A 16,479-nucleotide genomic window follows, 5' to 3' on the forward strand; every position below is an offset into this window, starting at 1 on the left:
GCGCGCGGCGGCCGCCACCAAGCGGTGGAACTCGCCGCCCATAAGTTCCTCACTCGCGGGGGTCAGAGGGTGGAGTGGACGACGCGGCCGTCGAAGACGGTGAGGGCGACCGGGACGTCGGGCAGGTCGTGCGGGTCGAGTTCGGTGAGGGTGCCGTCGAGGACGGTGACGTCGGCGGCCTTGCCGGGTTCGAGGGAGCCCTTCCACTCCTCGGCGAAGTCCTGCCAGGCGGCGTGGACGGTGTAGGCGCGGACGGCGTCGGCGAGCCCGACGCGTTCCTCGGGGCCGTAGGGGCGGCCGCTGGCCTTGCCCTCGCGCAGGATCATCGCGGCGACGCCCTGCCGCCAGTTGGGGTGGGTGACGGGGGCGTCGGAGCTGCTGGTGACCGGGATCCCGGCGTCCAGGGCGGACCGGACGGGCCACTGGTAGGCGGCGCGCTCCGGGCCGAGCAGCTCGGCCATGGCGTCGGCGATCGTCCACTTGATCGCGGGGTTCATGTTCGCGCCGAAGCCGTGCGCGGCGAGCTTCTCCAGGCTCTGCGGGCCGACGAGGTCGGCGTGGATGACGTAGTGGCGGGGGTCGTCGCGGGGGTGCTCGGCCTGCGCCGCCTCGAACGCGTCCACCACCGCGTCGATCGCGCGGTCGCCGGTGACGTGCACGCCGAGCTGGTGCCCGGCCTCGTGGGCGAGGCGGACCATCTCGGTCAGCTCGCGGACGCGCAGCGCGTCGGCCTCGCCGTGCACGCACAGGCGGCCGAAGCCGCCGCCGGGGTACTCCTCGCGGACCCAGGCGGTCCTGTTGGGCGGGATGCCGTCGGCGAACAGCTTCACGCCGAGGACGTTGAGGACGCGCGGGTCGACGTCGTCGGGGATCTCCGCCTCGGCGAGGCCCCTGGCGATGTCGGCGGCCGAGCCGCTCATGCCGGTGAGCAGCAGCAGGACGCTGACGCGGGCCTCAAGCCGACCGGCGCGGGCCAGGTCGGCGTAGACGTCCAGGGTGAGTCGGCCGGACGCGCCGCCGAACAGGTCGGTCCCGCCGGGGCCGAGGCCGGGTTCGGTGTAGCTGGTGATGCCCTCCCGGTGGAGGGCGGCGACGGCGTTGCGGACGCCCCGCTCGATCTCGTCGCGGGTGTGGGCGGGCAGGTGGCGTTGCAGGAGCCCCTGCGCGCCCTCGGCGAGCAGGCCGCTCGGGGCGCCGGTGCCGTCGGTGTGGATCACGCCGCCCTCGGGGACGGGGGTGCCGGCGGTGATCCCGGCGAGTTCCAGGCCCCTGGTGTTGGTCAACGTCAGGTGGCCGGTGAAGTCCTGGAGGTAGACGGGGTGACCGGGGGCGACGGCGTCCAGGTCGTGGCGGGTGGGCGCGCGGCCGTCGGTGAGGTAGGCGGCGTCCCAGCCGTTGCCGCGGATCCACCGGCCCGCGGGGGTGCGGCCGGCGGCCTCCCGGACGGCGGCCAGGATGTCGGCGATGGACCGGACGGCGGGGTGGCCGAGGTCGAGCGCGAGCGGCGGCCGGGACAGGCCGAACGCGCAGCCGTGCAGGTGGGAGTCGTTGATGCCGGGCAGCGCGGTGCGCCCGCGCAGGTCGATCACCTCGGTGCGCGGTCCGGCCAGGGCGGCGATCTCGTCGGTGGTCCCGACGGCGGTGACGGCGCCGCCGGTGAGCGCCACGGCGCGGGCGGTGGTGAAGGCGGGATCGGCGGTGAGGATCTCACCGTTGAGCAGGACCAGGTCCGGGGAAACGGTCATGTCCGCACCACTCCTGGGAATTTTGGGCCCAAACGTCGTTGCCCAGAGAACGTACGGAACCAAACGAGATCAGGTCAACCACTGATCCGTAACGGAGCGGCCCGATGCGCCGCCGAACCCATGACCGGAAAAGGCGGCGAAGGGTCGCCGACGGCCCTGGCGGGCGGCCGGCGACCCTTCGCCGCCTGACTCCTGCGGCGCGGGGGCTAGGCGGCGAACGCCTCCTCAAGGATGGTCAGGCCCTCGTCGAGGAGATGCTCGGGGATCACCAGCGGGGGCAGGAAGCGCAGCACGTTGCCGTAGGTGCCCGCGGTGAGGACCAGCAGGCCCGCGGCGTGGCAGCGGCGCGCGATCTCGGCGGTGAGCGCCGGGTCGGGCTCCTTGGTGCCGGGCCTGACCAGCTCGATCGCGATCATCGCGCCGCGCCCGCGCACGTCCCCGACGGCCGGGTGCCTCTCGGCCATCGCCCGCAGCCGGGGCAGCATGATCTCGCCGATGCGGCGGGCCCGGCCGGTCAGGTCGTCCCGCTCGATCTCCTCCAGCACCGCGAGGGCGGCCTCGCAGGCGAGGGGGTTGCCGCCGTAGGTGCCGCCGAGGCCGCCGCCGTGCACCCGGTCCATGATCTCGGCGCGGCCGGTGACGCCCGCCAGCGGCAGGCCGCCCGCGATGCCCTTGGCCGTGGTCACGATGTCGGGGACGACCCCCTCGTGCTCGCAGGCGAACAGGTCCCCGGTGCGCGCGAAGCCGGTCTGCACCTCGTCGGCGATGAAGACGATCCCGTTCGCCTCGCAGAACTCCGCGATCGCGGGCAGGAACCCGGGCGCGGGCTCGATGAAGCCGCCCTCGCCCGCGATCGGCTCGATCACGACGGCGGCGACGTTGTCCGCCCCGATCTGCTTGGTGATCTGGTCGACGGCCTGCGCCGCCGCCTCGGGCCCGGCGTTCTCCGGCCCGGTCGGCCAGCGGAACGGATAGGCCAGCGGCATCCGGTAGACCTCGGGCGCGTAGGGGCCGAACCCCTGCTTGTAGGGCATGTTCTTGGCGGTCAGCGTCATCGTCAGCAGGGTGCGGCCGTGGTAGCCGTGGTCGAAGACGACGACCGCCTGCCGCCCGGTGGCGTACCGGGCGATCTTGACGGCGTTCTCGACGGCCTCGGCGCCGCTGTTGACCAGGAACGAGCGCTTCTCGTGGTCGCCGGGGGTGAGCCGGTTCAGCGCCTCGCACACCGCGACGTAGGACTCGTACGGGGTGACCATGAAACAGGTGTGGGTGAAGCGCCCGGCCTGGTCGCGCACGCGCTCGACGACGCGGGGGTTGGCGTTGCCGACGTTGGTGACGGCGATGCCGGACCCGAAGTCGATCAGCGAGTTGCCGTCGGCGTCCACGACCACGCCGCCCCCGGCGTCGGTGACGTACACCGGCAGCACGCTGCCCACCCCGGGCGGCACGGCCGCCGCGCGCCGGGCCTGGAGCTCCCGGGAGCGGGGGCCGGGGATCTCGGTGACGACGCGGCGCTCCTGGGGAAGGCGCGCGGCGTTCCCGGAGGTGGGGACATCGGTGATGGGGACGCTGGTCATGGCGCGAAGGTAAGCTCGCGACCCACCGCTGTGCACCGTACGGAACGGCGAATCCCCGCCGTTCACCCTTCCACCGTGGACATCGAAAGCGAGACCGCCGTGCCGCCTGCCCTCGCCACCGTGACCGGGTTGCCGTCGCTCGGGCTGCGGGCGCTGACCGACGTGCCGGACGCGCGGGTGCGGTGGGTGGCGGTGAGCGAGCTGGAGGATCCGACGCCGTTCCTGGAGGGCGGGGAGCTGGTCCTGACCACGGGGATGCGGCTGACCTCCGGCAACGCCGCCGCCTACGTGGCGCGGCTGGTGGCGCGGGGGGTGGTCGGCCTCGGCTTCGGCGTCGGGCTGACGCACGGGACGGTCCCGGCGGGCCTGCTGGAGGCGGCCCGCGCGCAGGGGCTGCCGCTGCTGGAGGTGCCGCGCGCGACGCCGTTCATCGCGGTGGGCAAGGCGGTGTCGCGGATGCTGGCGGCCGAGCGGTACGAGGATGTGACCAGGGCGTTCCAGGCGCAGCGGGAGCTGACCCGCGCGGCGTCGAAGGGGCCGGGGCCGCTGGTCGCCCGCCTGGCCCGGGAGCTCGGCGGCTGGGCGCTGCTGCTGTCCCCCTCCGGCGAGGTGCGCCACGCCGAGCCCGCCCCGGCCCGCGACCGCGCCGCCGCCCTGCTGCCGGAGCTGGAACGCCTGCGCAAGGCGCCGTCCAGCGCCGCGTTCTCCGGCCCGCACGACCACGTCACCGTGCAGAGCATCGGGGTGAGCGGCCGTCCGGCGGGCTTCCTCGCGGTCGGGACGCCCGACCCGCTCCCCCACCCGGCCCACACGATCGTCGGCGCGGCGGTGGCGCTGCTGACCCTCCAGTCGGAGACCCCGCGCACCGACCGGGACCTGCGCGCGACGCTGGCCGCGCTGCTCCTCGGCCTCCCGCACGGCCCGGCGCTGCCGCCCGCGCCGCTCCGGGTGCTGGCGTGCGCGGGCGGGACGGCGGTGCTGGACGCGCTGCACGCCGACCCGGCCGGGACCCGCTGCCTGGCGGTCCCGCTGGCGGACGCCTGCGCGGTGATCACGCCCGAGCCCCTGGCCGACCACGTCGCCGCCCTGGCCGCCGACCACGGCCCGGTGGGCGTCAGCCCGCCCGCCGAACGCGCGGAGCCCGGCGGGCTGCGCGCGGCGCTCGGGCGGGCCGAACGGGCGCTGGCGGCGGCGCGGCGGGGCCGGGGCGTCGTCCGGTACGAGGACCTGCCCGGCCAGGGGGTGCTGGGGCTCCTGGACCCCGGCCTGGCGCGGGCGTTCGCGGACACGCTGCTGGCCCCGCTCCGGGCCGAGGGCCTGGTGCCGTCGCTGCGCGCGTACATCACGGCCAACGGGCAGGGCGAGGCGGCGGCCCGCGCGCTGGGGATCCACCGCCACACCCTGCGGACCCGCGTGCGCCGGGCCGCCGAGCTCCTGGGCCGCGACCTGGAGGACCCGGCCGTCCGCGCGGAACTGTGGATCGCCCTGGCCGTCACCGCCGGCGACGACGCGGCGGACTGATCAGCGGTCGATGTTGGTCAGGTAGTTCCGGTCGCCCTGGGGCCCGGCCACGGCGTCGCGGGGGATGCGCGCTTCGAGCTCCTCGAAGACGGCGGCGGGCAGGTCCAGGTCGGCGGCCGCGGCGTTGGCCCTGGCTTTGGCGGCGCGGCGGGTGCCGGGGATGGGGAACGCGCCCTTGCGCAGCAGCCACGCCAGGGCGAGCTGGGCGGCGGTGACGTCCTGCCCGGCGGCGAGGGTGGCGAGGGTGTCGGCGAGGGTGACGTTGCGGGTCAGGTTGTCGCCCTGGAAGCGCGGGTTGCCGCGCCGCCAGTCGCCGCCGCCCATGTCCTCGCGCGAGCGGACGGCGCCGCCGAGCAGGCCGCGGCCGAGGGGGCTGTAGGCGACGAAACCGACGCCGAGTTCCGCGCAGGCGGCCAGGACGCCGTCCTCGGGGTCGCGTGTGAGCAGGGAGTACTCGCTCTGCACGGCCGTGATCGGGTGCACGGCGTGGGCGCGGCGGAGGGTGGCCGCCGACACCTCCGACAGGCCGATGTGGCCGATCTTCCCCGCGGCGACCTGCTCGGCGAGCGCGCCGACGGTGTCCTCGACGGGGGTAGTCGGGTCGAGGCGGTGCAGGTAGTACAGGTCGACGTGGTCGGTGCCGAGACGGGTCAGGCTCGCCTCCAGGGCGCGCCGGACGTACCCGGGGCGGCCCAGGCCGCGGACGAGGCGGCCCTCCTCGTCGTGGTCGCCGCCGAACTTGGTGGCCAGGACGATCCCGTCGCGGCGCGGCCCCAGCACGCGGCCGACGAGGCGTTCGCTGGCGCCGGGCCCGTAGATGTCGGCGGTGTCGACGAACGTGACGCCGGCGTCCACGGCCGCGCGCAGGGCCTCGGCGGCCTCGTCCTCGGCGACGTCGGCGTAGATGCCGGTGGCGAGGGTCATCGCGCCGAATCCGATGACCGAGACTTCCGGGCCCCGCCGGCCCAGGGTGCGGTAGCGCACGCCGGAAACACCTCTTCTCATGATCGGGAGCGCTTCCAGCCTCGGGGACGCGGGGAAGGGCTGCCAGTGCCCGCCGGAGGCTGGTAACGGCGGTACTAGTAGGCACACTGGAGGGCATGCGAGAGATGGCCGACTTCCTCCGGTCGCGGCGCGACCGGCTCCGGCCCGAGGCCGTGGGGCTGCCCGCGTACGGGCGGCGGCGCGTGCCGGGGCTGCGGCGCGCCGAGGTCGCGCAGCTCGCGGGGATCAGTCCCGACTACTACATGCGGCTCGAACAGGGCCACCCTGTCCGGCCGTCGCCCTCGGTGCTGGACGCGCTGGCGCGGGCGCTGCGGCTGGACGCCGACGAGCGCGACCACCTCTACCGCCTGGCGCGCGCCGAGCCCGCGCCCCTGCGGCGCCGCGCGGACGAGGAGGTGGTGCCGGGCGTGCACCGGCTGCTGGAGCGGTTGGACACCGTCCCGGCGTACGTGCTCAACGGCCGTCTCGACGTGCTGGCCTGGAACGCGATGGCGGCGGCGCTGGTCACCGACTTCGCCGCGATGCCCCGCCGCAACCTGGTCTGGTACGCCTTCTGCGACCCGCGGGCACGCTCGTTCTACGTCGACTGGGAGACGATGGCGCGGCAGGGCGTCGCGCACCTGCGCGCCGCCACCGGCCGCGACCCCGGCGACCCGGCCACCCGGGAGCTGATCGAGGAGCTGACCGGGCGGAGCGAGGAGTTCCGCACGTGGTGGACGTGGCAGGACGTCAAGGGACCCGGCGCGGGACGCAAGGAGTTCCGGCATCCGGAGGTGGGCAGGCTGACGCTGGACTATGTCGCCATGCTGCTGCCGGGCACCCTCGACCAGCAGCTGGTCACCTACACCGCCCCGGCCGGAACCCCCTCCCAGGCCGCCCTGGACCGGCTCGCGGTCCTCGCGGCCGGACGTTCCGAAGCCCCCTGACGGAACGGGGCGGCGCCTCGTAGCCCGAGAACGCGACCGTCCAGGCGACTGGCCGCGGCTTCCTTCCGGCAGATCGGGTCCAGGGCGTCGTGTCGGCACGGGGTCTTTCACCATCGGTGCTGACCCGGACCAGGCCGGTGAGCGCCACGGCCGACCGTCTTCCGTGCATCAATCCCGGAAGGTCCCGCCCAGCCGAGTCATGCGCCCCTACAGGGTGGAGGGGCCGTGGTCGGCGACCACACGTGCCAGGGCGTGGACCGCGTCGGACCCGGTGTCGTTGCGCCAGATGAGCGCCCAATGAGCCAGCGGCGCGTCCTCGATGGGCACATACGTGATGTCGGGTCTGGCGAAGTAGCGCGCGGTCTGGGCGTGTACGGGCGTCACCATCTGGCCGGAGGCCACCGCCGCGATCACTTCGAGGATCTCGCCGGCCTTGGGGCCCGTCCTGATCGGCTTGCCGCTCGGCGTGTGGGTGGGGATGAGCGCCTCGCTCCAGTACCTGGGCATCGGGGTGTCGACGACGACCTGGTCGGCGAGGTCCTCGTAGGAGACCAGCGCCCTGCCCGCGAACGGATGGTCGGCGGGGACCATCAGGACGATGGACTCGGTGAAGAGCACCGGTCCGACCGTCAGGTCGGACTCCCTGACGGGCAGCCAGAGGACCGCGACATCGACGTCACCGTCGCGCAGCGGCCCGAACGGGTCGCCAAAGGTCACGCTGCGGATCTGGAGTTCGACGTCGGGGTTCCGCTCGGCGAACGCCTCCAGGAGGGGCTTGAGGTCGCGGGCGTTGCCGCCACCGATCATGCCGATCCGCAGGATCTCGGTCTTCGCCCGGGCGGCGAGCGCGGCCCGCGCCATGCTCTCCTTCAGCCCCCGGTAGTGCGGCGCGAGGTCGTCTTTGAGCTGGTGGCCGACCGGCGTCAGCCGGACGGTCCTGCTGGTGCGCTCGAACAGCGCGGCGCCGACGGCGCGCTCCTGCTTCTTGATCGCCTGACTGACCCGCGCGACCGACAGGTGGAGCCGGTCGGCGGTGCGGCCGAAGTGCAGCTCCTCGGCCAGGGTCAGGAAGATCTCGATCTCGCGCAGGTCCAACGCCCACTCCACCATCAATCGCCAGTAAACGGATCGTTGCGGCATATGCCGTTGTTCCACCTCGGGCGCAAGGGCACGCTTGACGACATCGCCGAATTCCTCGCCGTAATGATCCTAAAGGAGCACGAACGATATGAACGTCGTCTCCACCAGCGTGGCGGTGCCGGTGGCGGACCTGGCCGCCTCGCGGCGGTTCCTCACCACCCACCTCGGCTTCCGGGAGGAGCTGGTGACCGACGGGCTCGTCTGGCTCACCCGTGACGACGGGGCCGCCGACATCATGCTGCGGCAGCGCCTGCCCGCCGAGCCACCGCACCTCCCGACGGTCGTGACCTTCACCGTCACCGGCGTCCTCGCCGAGCACGCCCGGCTGCGCCGGGAGGGCGCGGCCATGGCCGCACCGCTGCGGCGGTCGCCGTGGGGCGAGTGGTCGCTGCGGATCGTCGACCCCAACGGCCTGGAGATCGAACTCGTGGAGTGGGTCGCGCCCGCGGGCGCCTGACCTCCCATCCCCGGCGACCGTCCCCCGCACCGCCACGCCCACCGCCGACTACTCACCGTGCCCAAGAGGTCACCTGCAATCACCGTGTTCACCGACGCGAACGCGCGGCGCAGGGCCATGGCCGTCCGGCGCGCCGTTCATCGGCGCCATCCACTGATAACCCGAGGAGACATCATCATGACCGACACCCTGACGTGGGACTCGACCGGCAACTGGGAGGCCGGGGGCGCGTGGGGCGTCCGCGACTCCGCCGGACGCGGCTTCGACCGCGATCGCTGGCAGGCCCGGCTGGACGAGCTGCGCGCGACGCACAAGGTCCCCGGCGTGACGTTGGCGATCTGGGCCGACGGGCGGCTGCACGAGATGGCCAGCGGTCTGCTGCACCTGGGGACCGGCGTCGAGGCCACCCCGGACTCGGTCTTCCAACTGGGGTCCGTCGCCAAGCTCTACACCGCGACCCTGGTCATGAAGCTGGCCGAGGACGGCAGGCTGGACCTGGACGCCCCCGTCACCGCCGTGCTGCCGGAGTTCGCCGTCGCCGACCCGGCGGCGACCGAGCAGATCACCATCCGCCGGATGCTCTCCCACACCAGCGGCCTGACCTGCGACTTCACCGCCGATACCGGGCGCGGCGACGACTGCCTGGCCAGATATGCCGACGCCGCCCGGGGTGTCGCCCTGGACTGCGCGCCCGGCACCGGCACCTCCTACTCCAGCGTCGGCTACAACATCCTGGGTCGTGTCATCGAGGTCGTCACCGGCCTGACCTGGGACCAGGCCCTCAGGGACCTGCTGCTGACGCCGCTCGGCGCCACCCACACCATGACGCTGCCCGAGCAGGCCCTGGCCTTCCGCACCGCGATGGGCCACCTCAACGAGCCCGGCGCCGACCCCGCCCCCGCCCCGGTCTGGGACATGATGCCGCGCTCAGCCGGACCCTACGGGCGCGTCCTGGCCACCGCGGGCGACGTCGTGCGACTGGCCCGGATGCATCTGGACGGCGGGCTGGCCGCCGACGGCACGCGCATCCTGGCCCCCGGGACCGTCGCGCTCATGCAACGCCGCGTGGTCGACTCGCCCGACAAGTGGACCGTGTTCGCCGACGGATGGGGGCTCGGCTGGTCGCTGTACGACTGGAACGGCGTCCCCGGCTACGGCCACGACGGCGCCTCCATCGGCCAGTACGCCTACCTGCGCGTCGCCCCGCACGCCCGGGTGGCGATCGCGTTGTGCACCAACGGCGGCGCCGCTCGCCCGCTGTACTCCGCGCTGATGGAGGAACTGCTGGCCGAGCTCGCGGGCGTCACCATGCCGCCGGCGTTCGCGCCGCCCGAGTCCCCGGTCGACGTCGACTTCACGCCGTTCGTCGGGACCTACAGGCGCGAGGGCGTTTTGATCACCGCTTCGCTGCGGGAGGGACGCCCACACCTGGTGTACGAGTTCGTCGACGGGATGAAGGACTTCTCCCCGCCGCTCGACATCGACCTGATCCCGGTCTCGGCCACCGTGTTCGCGGGGACCGGCGTCGGCGCGGCGTTCAGCGACGACTACATGCCCGTCGTCTTCGCAACGCTCGCCGGGGGCGTCCCGGCGGTCTACATCGGCATGCGCGCCGCGCCCAAGGTCTCCTGAACGCCGGGCCGAGGGGCTCGCGGCATCCCGAGCCGCGAGCCCCTCGGCCCGCGCGCGCAACGCCGCATCGTCACGTACCCAGCATCCCCGAGGGAGATCGAGCGCAGGAGCGTCCGGTCAGGGAGGGATGTCCGGGGCGGCGAACGCGGCGGGCCCGATTGGACACCCTGGAGGAGTGCCGGGGCGGGGCGCGGGGATAGCGTGAGGGCGTCGGTTAACGAGAGGAGAAGGCCCCGCCCCCCGGCATAAAGATCAGGGGTTCGGTGCTGATGTGGACATGAACGTGACTCCATTCTGGCTGGCCGGCCGAGCCGCGACCGGTGACGAAGAGCTGACCGTGACCCACCCGTACGACGGTCGTGTCGTGGGGACCGTCGCCGTCCCGACGCCGCAGCAGGTGGAGGAGGCGATCGCCAAGGCGCACGCGGTGCGCAGGGACGCCGCCGCGCTTCCCGTGCACGTGCGGGCCGAGGCGCTCATGCACGTCTCGCGGCGCCTGGAGGAGCGCGCCGAGGAGATCGCCAAGCTGATCACGGCGGAGAACGGCAAGCCGCTGATGTGGGCGCGCGTGGAGGTCAAGCGCGCGGTGTCGGTGTTCCGGTTCGCCGCCGAGGAGACCCGCCGGTGGAACCCCACGATGCAGCGGCTCGACACCGACCAGGGCGGCGAGGGCCGCCTGGTCTACGTCTCGCGGGTGCCCAAGGGGCCGGTGCTGGGCATCTCGCCGTTCAACTTCCCGCTGAACCTCACCGCCCACAAGGTCGCCCCGGCCATCGCGGTCGGCGCGCCGATCGTGGTGAAGCCCGCCCCGGCCACGCCGCTGTCGGCGCTGGTGCTGGGTGAGATCCTCGCCGAGACCGACCTGCCCGAGGGCATGTTCTCGGTGCTGCCGGTCCCCAACGAGCGGGCCTCGGACCTGGTCGAGGACGAGCGGCTGCCGATCGTCTCGTTCACGGGTTCCGTCCCCGTGGGGTGGTCCATCAACGAGCGGGTGCCGCGCAAGCACGTCACCCTGGAACTGGGCGGCAACGGCGCGGCGGTCGTGCTGCCCGACTCCGACCTGGACTGGGCCGCGCAGCGCATCGGCCTGTTCTCCAACTACCAGGCCGGGCAGAGCTGCATCGCCGTGCAGCGGGTCTACGTGGACCGCTCGGTGTACGAGGAGTTCCTGCCGAAGCTCGCCGAGGTGGTGGGCGGCCTGGTCACCGGCGACCCGTCGGACGAGAAGGTCCAGGTCGGGCCGCTGGTCAGCGAGGACGCCGCCCGGCGCGTGGAGTCCTGGGTGGACGAGGCCGTCGCGGCGGGCGCGAAGGTCGTGACGGGCGGCGCCCGCGAGGGCGCGACCTACGCCCCCACGGTCCTGTCCGACGTGCCCGCCGACGCCAGGGTGCTGCGCGAGGAGGTCTTCGGGCCGGTGCTGGCGGTCCAGCCGGTGGACGGGGTGGACGAGGCGTTCGCGCTGGTCAACGACTCGGCGTTCGGTCTCCAGGCGGGCGTGTTCACGCGCAGCCTGGACGTGGCGTTCCGCGCCCAGCGCGAGCTGGAGGTCGGCGGCGTGATCATCGGTGACGTGCCGTCCTACCGCGCCGACCAGATGCCCTACGGCGGCGTGAAGGACTCCGGCGTGGGCCGCGAGGGCCTGCGGTCGGCCATGGACGACTACACCGAAGAGAAGATCATGGTGTTGACGGGGCTGCCGCTCTGACGACGCCCGGGGAAGGGGCCGTCCCGGTCCGGGGCGGCCCCTTCCGCCGTCAGCGGGCGGACCAGGCGTTCGCGAACATCTCGTGCAGCGGGACGGGCGGCAGCAGGACCAGGTGCGGGCCCTCGACCTCCTTCTTGGCGTTGACGCGGGCGAGGTGGGTGCGCAGCTTGGAGGTCTCCACCGGCAGGCTGGGGGCCTTCAGGTCCGTCCACTGGCCCGGGACGAACGCCGTGCGGCCCGCGCGGGACCGCTTGCCCTGGTCGATCAGGCCGACCTCCGCCAGCTCGGCCTGGGCCTTCTTGTGCTTGGCGGGGCTCCAGCCGTTCCATTTGCGGACGTTGCGGTCGGTGGGGCGGGCCAGGGTCAGCAGCTGGAGGTAGAGGGCGGCGGCGTCCTCCGACGTTCCGGTCTCCTCGGCGACCTCGGCCACCAGGTCGGGGACGCTGAGGCGCGGGTTCGCCTCGTAGTGACCGGTCGGAACGGGGCTGTCGGCCATGCGCGCCACCATGCGGGACAGGCCGGAGTCGTAGAGGGTCTCCACCGCGCGGACCGCGTCGGCCAGGGTGTCCAGGCCGTGGTCGGCGCAGGTCCGCAGCACCCGGTCGAACGCCTCGGGGTCGGCGAACCCGCTGGTCCGCACGTAGGGCTTCCAGAGGGAGAGGTTCCCGGCCTCAACGACCAGCAGGCCGTCGTCGTGGACGGCGCAGTCCTTGCTCTGCGCGGTGACCTTCGGCACGGGGTGGGTGCCGGGCCCGAACCGGGCGACCAGTTCCTCCGCGTTACGGGCCAGGGCGTGGTAGCCGAGCGGGACGTACATGTTCGGGGAGTCGAGCATCGCTCGCAGGTGGGCGTGCATCGACGGCACTCCGGCCAGGGCCGGGGTGCCGACGGGGCGTTCGGTCAGCGCCCACAGCAGCACCGACACCAGGTTTTCGTAGGGGTCGTCGAAGTACTGCTGGCCCGGTTCGCCATGGTCGTCCTTCCGGTAGAGGCCCATGCCGTACTTGCCCGCGGCCAGCATGAGGCCCGGGTCGGTGGGCTCGCCGGTCCGCGGCTCGGCGAGCCGCCTCGCCCAGTGCTCGCTCATCCCGCTGCTGAGGCCGAGCTCCTTCTCCAGCCCTTCGAGGACGGCCTCGTCGAGCGGGACGGTGACGCCGACGCGATCGGCCCAGACCTTCGCCATGCGCTCGGCGGCGGCGCGGTCGCCTCCCGGGGCCCACAGCTCGGCGGGGTCGTCGGGGATCCCGGCGGCCAGCAGCTCCAGGCGGCCGGGCAGCGTCAGCTCTTTCGTCAGCGACTCGTACTCGCTCCCCAGCGACTTGGAGCCCTTGTAGGGCTTGGCGCGGAGCATCCGGTCGTGCGCCTCGAAGTTGGTGGTGAAGTCGGAGCCGAGGTGGCGCCGCCAGGGCAGGCCGTCCAGGGCGAGCAGCGCGAACACCCGCCGCACGCCGGTCGCGGCGGCGAACGCGTCGACGGCGTCGTCGCCCGGCCGGACGGACCCGTGCTCCTCGTACAGCTCCAGCAGGCGGCGCAGGCGGGCGGCGTCGTCGCGTTCGACGGTGACGACCTCGACCCCGGTGGCGTCCGCCGGTTCCGGGGCGTCCACCGGCTGGACGAACGCGTAGGTCCCGGTCGGGGACGTGATCGGGCCGAGGACGCCGGTGCGGGCCAGGCCGGTGAGGGCGGAGCCGCGGGCCTTGCCGGTCCGCCACGTCCCGGGCCGGGCGAACGGCGTGCCGGTCCAGGCGCGCAGCAGCTCGGCGAGGGCGGGGCGCTCCTCGTCGCGGGTCGCGGCGGACACCAGCCGCCACGCCACGGCGTCGATGCGGCCCAGCAGCGGCAGCCAGTCGCGGGGCAGGCCGGTCCGGCTCATCTCCCGCGTCGTCTCGTCGATCTCGCCCGCCAGGTAGCCCCCCTCGGCGAGGATCGAGGTGAGGATGTCGGGCCGGGAGGTGACCTTGACGTCGGTGCCGAGCAGGACGCGCAGCGCCGCCGTCAGCTCGGTGTCGGGGACCGGGACCGGCGGCCGGACGAGGGCGCCGGAGCGGACGCGCGCGACGCGGTCGGAGACGGTCTCGCGCAGGCGCAGCACCCGCGCGGCCCGCGCCACGGCCTCCGCGACGCCCGCGGCGATCGCCGGGTGGGTGACCTCGGGCAGCACGCGGGCGACGGCGGCGGCCTCCCCGCCGGGCTCGGCGCGCAGCAGCTCCCGGACGGCGTCGTCGGTGACGTTCCGCAGGGCCTTGGAGGAGGCGGGGTCGCGCGGGGTGAGGAAGTGCCAGAACGCCGGCGGCGGGAACACCGGCCGGTTCCGCGGATCCTCGCGCGGGTCCTCCTGCGGGTTGGGGAACGCGCGGACCTCCCACATCGCGGTGTCGGTGCCGTCGGCGGCGTGGGCGCGCATCAGCCCGAAGTAGTTCAGGGAGTGCTGGGTGACGACCATGTCCGCGCCGCCCTCGGGCATCCGCACGATCCCCCACGGGTCGCCCATGCGGGGCCCGCCCGCGAAGGTGGCGCGGCGGCCGTCGACGCCCTCGATCTCGTAGCCGGTCTCCTTGACCCCGAACTCCTTGGTCCGGCACATGATCCGGAAGCCGACCACGCCGTTCGCCTGGCCGAGCGGGGAGGTCACGCCGTCGGGCAGCGGCGCGTAGGACAGGTCGTCCCACGACCACTGCTTGCCCTCGGGCGGGGTGACCTCGGTGAAGAACGCGGGCAGCGATCCGGCCCGGACGCGTTCGCCGGTGGCGGGATCGACCTCGGCCCAGTCGGAGGCGTCGTCGATGCGGCTGTCGGCGCTCCACACGCGGGTGCCGTCGCTGAGCTGGCGTTCGTGGCGGCCGATGCCGTGGCGGTCGCCGGGCCGCAGGACGCGCTCGCCGTCGTGGCGGCCGTCGGCGGTGGCGAACTGGAAGCCGAACGCGCCGGTCAGCGGGTTGTGGCAGGGGTTCATGCCCCACGGGTCCTCGGGGATGAACCGGTCCTCGGGGCTGCTCGCCCAGAACGCCAGCTCGGGGCGCTCATGGTGCGAGCTGGTCCGCTCGGTGGTGCGGACGCCGACCAGGAAGTCGCCGCCCGCGTAGTGGACGGTGAGCACGCGCGCGCCCTCGGGCAGGGGGAAGGAGCATTCACCGCGCCGCCCCGCGTGGTCGACGGCGATGGCGCGGTCCGTCCCGTAGACGGTGAGGACCGGCCAGGTGGCGGTGACGCCGGCGACCTCGCCGAGCTCCTCGACCGCCGCGTCCAGCGCGGGCCAGCCCAGCTCGGCGGGGATGCCGTCGCGCAGCGCGCGGCCGAGCGGACCGACCAGGTCGAGCCCGGCCAGCGGGTCCTCGATGTCCTTCAGGGCGTCGATGGTGGGCAGGTCCAGCAGGCCGTCCAGCTCGGTCATCGCGTCGTCGGCGGCGTGCAGTCCGCCGCCCTCGACCTGGCGGATCAGCCGCACCAGGCGCTCCTGGACGCTCTTTTCGAGGCCGGGGAGGTTCGACAGCACGGACAGGGCCGTCCCGCCGGCCGCCCGGCGCATGAACGTGTCGGTGCGGCTCGCGTGGACGGTGCCCTCCAGGCGCTTGCCGAGCACCGGGTCGGCGGCCAGGGCCTTCAGGTCGCGGCGGGACGCCTCGCCCCAGAAGTGCACCTGGTGGTTCTCGGTGTCGGCGATCGGGATGCCCGCCGCCAGCAGCGCGTCGGCCAGGTCGGCGTCGACGTGCCCGTGGCGGTAGCGCGTCTGGTGGATCCTCACCGGGACGCCCGCCGCGCGCACGCGGGGCGCGAGGCGTTCGATCACGCCGAACAGCTCCTCGGCCATGGGCTGCGTGGTGACGCCGCCGTAGGTGACCCGCTCGTAGCCGTACTGGTAGGGGAACCTGCCGAGCCACGCCGCGAGGCCGCCGGTCGGCTCGACCTCCCCGGCGGCCATCGCGTCGATGAGCCCGGCGGCGTCGAGCATCCGCAGCAGCGCGCCGCCGTCGGTGTCGTTGTCGGGGAGGAGGTCGACCAGCCCCTGGCGGGCCCCGTCGCCCGGCCTGGCCTTGGCGAAGACCTTGGCGGCCCCGTCCAGCAGCCCGTCGGGCAGGCTCGCGGTCCGCGCGCCCGCCAGCACCTCGCCGAGCACCCTGGCGTCCTCGTCGAGGCCGAGCCCTGCGGCCTTGGCCGTGGCGCGCAGCCGCCGGGGGAGGTCGGCGGCCAGCGGCCCGCCGCCCCGGCCCCACTCCAGCGCGAACCGCACGAACTCCCGGTGCGCGTCCTCGGCGGGGAACGTCTCGGTGAGCCACCGCTGATGGGTGGCGAGCTCCTTGCCGGGCAGCGTGCCGTGCCGCGCGAACAGCAGCGCGTTCTCCACGGCGTAGGCGGTGTCGATGGGCAGGCCGTACTCGCGTTCGGCCTCCCGGGCCCGCGTGTAGCAGGAGGCGGCGGCCTTCTGCATCCGCGACGCCCGCCAGGAGCCGCCGACGGCGGCGCTCATCCGGTGCCCGACGGTGTCCCAGAACCACGGCCGGTGGTGGGCGGGCAGCGCGCCCGCCTCACGCCGGAGGTCGTCCACGGCCCGGCCGGGCTTCTCGTAGCCGCGCCGCAGCCGCTCGGCGACGCGTCCGACCAGTTCCTCGGCGTGGCCCACCTGGTCGGGCGCGACGGCGCGCGCCCATTCCACGTAGACGATCGACGCGTACGGTTCAGCGGGGAGCGCAACAGACATGCCGGCGATTATGGCAACCCCCGCCGACACTCGGTGAACTGACGAACACCGCCGATCTCACCAAGAGGCGATCTT

Annotated in this window: 10 protein-coding genes; 5 read left to right on the forward strand and 5 right to left on the reverse strand. The window is 74.1% G+C overall.

Annotated features, from left to right (window positions below; translation table 11 throughout):
• Positions 1-62: 62 nt before the first annotated feature.
• On the reverse strand, positions 63-1,745 hold the full coding sequence (locus HNR61_RS12350; RefSeq protein ID WP_182843288.1) for an amidohydrolase: 1,683 nt from the start codon (positions 1,743-1,745) through the stop codon (positions 63-65).
• Between the two features lie 206 nt (positions 1,746-1,951).
• Entirely contained in the window at positions 1,952-3,322 is a 1,371-nt protein-coding gene (gene gabT, locus HNR61_RS12355) for a 4-aminobutyrate--2-oxoglutarate transaminase (RefSeq protein ID WP_182843289.1), read from the reverse strand.
• 75 nt (positions 3,323-3,397) lie between these two features.
• Here gabT and HNR61_RS12360 point away from each other — a divergent pair, with 75 nt between their 5' ends.
• Entirely contained in the window at positions 3,398-4,843 is a 1,446-nt protein-coding gene (locus HNR61_RS12360; protein ID WP_312897872.1) for a PucR family transcriptional regulator, read from the forward strand.
• On the opposite strand, the gene HNR61_RS12365 is transcribed toward HNR61_RS12360, so the two are convergent.
• Positions 4,844-5,827, reverse strand: coding sequence for an aldo/keto reductase (locus HNR61_RS12365; protein ID WP_182843290.1), 984 nt, complete (start codon positions 5,825-5,827; stop codon positions 4,844-4,846). It lies immediately after the preceding gene.
• A 116-nt stretch (positions 5,828-5,943) separates the two neighbouring features.
• Between HNR61_RS12365 and HNR61_RS12370 the strand changes: the two genes are divergently transcribed.
• Complete coding sequence (locus tag HNR61_RS12370; RefSeq protein ID WP_182843291.1) at positions 5,944-6,774, forward strand: helix-turn-helix domain-containing protein; 831 nt, start codon at positions 5,944-5,946, stop codon at positions 6,772-6,774.
• Between the two features lie 207 nt (positions 6,775-6,981).
• Here HNR61_RS12370 and HNR61_RS12375 read toward each other — a convergent pair whose 3' ends face one another.
• Positions 6,982-7,884, reverse strand: coding sequence for a LysR family transcriptional regulator (locus HNR61_RS12375; RefSeq protein ID WP_246442636.1), 903 nt, complete (start codon positions 7,882-7,884; stop codon positions 6,982-6,984).
• 118 nt (positions 7,885-8,002) lie between these two features.
• On the opposite strand from HNR61_RS12375, the gene HNR61_RS12380 reads away from it, so the two are divergent.
• The 3 genes from HNR61_RS12380 (at position 8,003) to HNR61_RS12390 (ending at position 11,708) form a co-directional block, all read left to right on the forward strand.
• On the forward strand, positions 8,003-8,371 hold the full coding sequence (locus HNR61_RS12380; RefSeq protein WP_182843293.1) for a VOC family protein: 369 nt from the start codon (positions 8,003-8,005) through the stop codon (positions 8,369-8,371).
• Between the two features lie 177 nt (positions 8,372-8,548).
• Entirely contained in the window at positions 8,549-10,003 is a 1,455-nt protein-coding gene (locus HNR61_RS12385; RefSeq protein ID WP_182843294.1) for a serine hydrolase domain-containing protein, read from the forward strand.
• Between the two features lie 277 nt (positions 10,004-10,280).
• Positions 10,281-11,708 (forward strand): aldehyde dehydrogenase family protein, encoded by a 1,428-nt coding sequence (locus tag HNR61_RS12390; protein ID WP_182843295.1) that lies wholly within the window; start codon positions 10,281-10,283, stop codon positions 11,706-11,708.
• Between the two features lie 49 nt (positions 11,709-11,757).
• Here HNR61_RS12390 and HNR61_RS12395 read toward each other — a convergent pair whose 3' ends face one another.
• Complete coding sequence (locus HNR61_RS12395; protein WP_182843296.1) at positions 11,758-16,404, reverse strand: hypothetical protein; 4,647 nt, start codon at positions 16,402-16,404, stop codon at positions 11,758-11,760.
• Positions 16,405-16,479 lie beyond the last annotated feature (75 nt).

Origin of the sequence: Actinomadura kijaniata (genome assembly GCF_014138665.1) — a bacterium.
GTDB lineage: Bacteria > Actinomycetota > Actinomycetes > Streptosporangiales > Streptosporangiaceae > Spirillospora > Spirillospora kijaniata.

Coding starts and splice junctions, on each gene's coding strand:
- HNR61_RS12375 (WP_246442636.1), bottom strand. CDS start 7,884: ATGGTGGAGTGGGCGTTGGACCTGCGCGAGATCGAGATCTTCCTGACC.
- HNR61_RS12350 (WP_182843288.1), bottom strand. CDS start 1,745: ATGACCGTTTCCCCGGACCTGGTCCTGCTCAACGGTGAGATCCTCACC.
- HNR61_RS12380 (WP_182843293.1), top strand. CDS start 8,003: ATGAACGTCGTCTCCACCAGCGTGGCGGTGCCGGTGGCGGACCTGGCC.
- HNR61_RS12370 (WP_182843291.1), top strand. CDS start 5,944: ATGCGAGAGATGGCCGACTTCCTCCGGTCGCGGCGCGACCGGCTCCGG.
- HNR61_RS12385 (WP_182843294.1), top strand. CDS start 8,549: ATGACCGACACCCTGACGTGGGACTCGACCGGCAACTGGGAGGCCGGG.
- HNR61_RS12390 (WP_182843295.1), top strand. CDS start 10,281: ATGAACGTGACTCCATTCTGGCTGGCCGGCCGAGCCGCGACCGGTGAC.
- gabT (WP_182843289.1), bottom strand. CDS start 3,322: ATGACCAGCGTCCCCATCACCGATGTCCCCACCTCCGGGAACGCCGCG.
- HNR61_RS12395 (WP_182843296.1), bottom strand. CDS start 16,404: ATGTCTGTTGCGCTCCCCGCTGAACCGTACGCGTCGATCGTCTACGTG.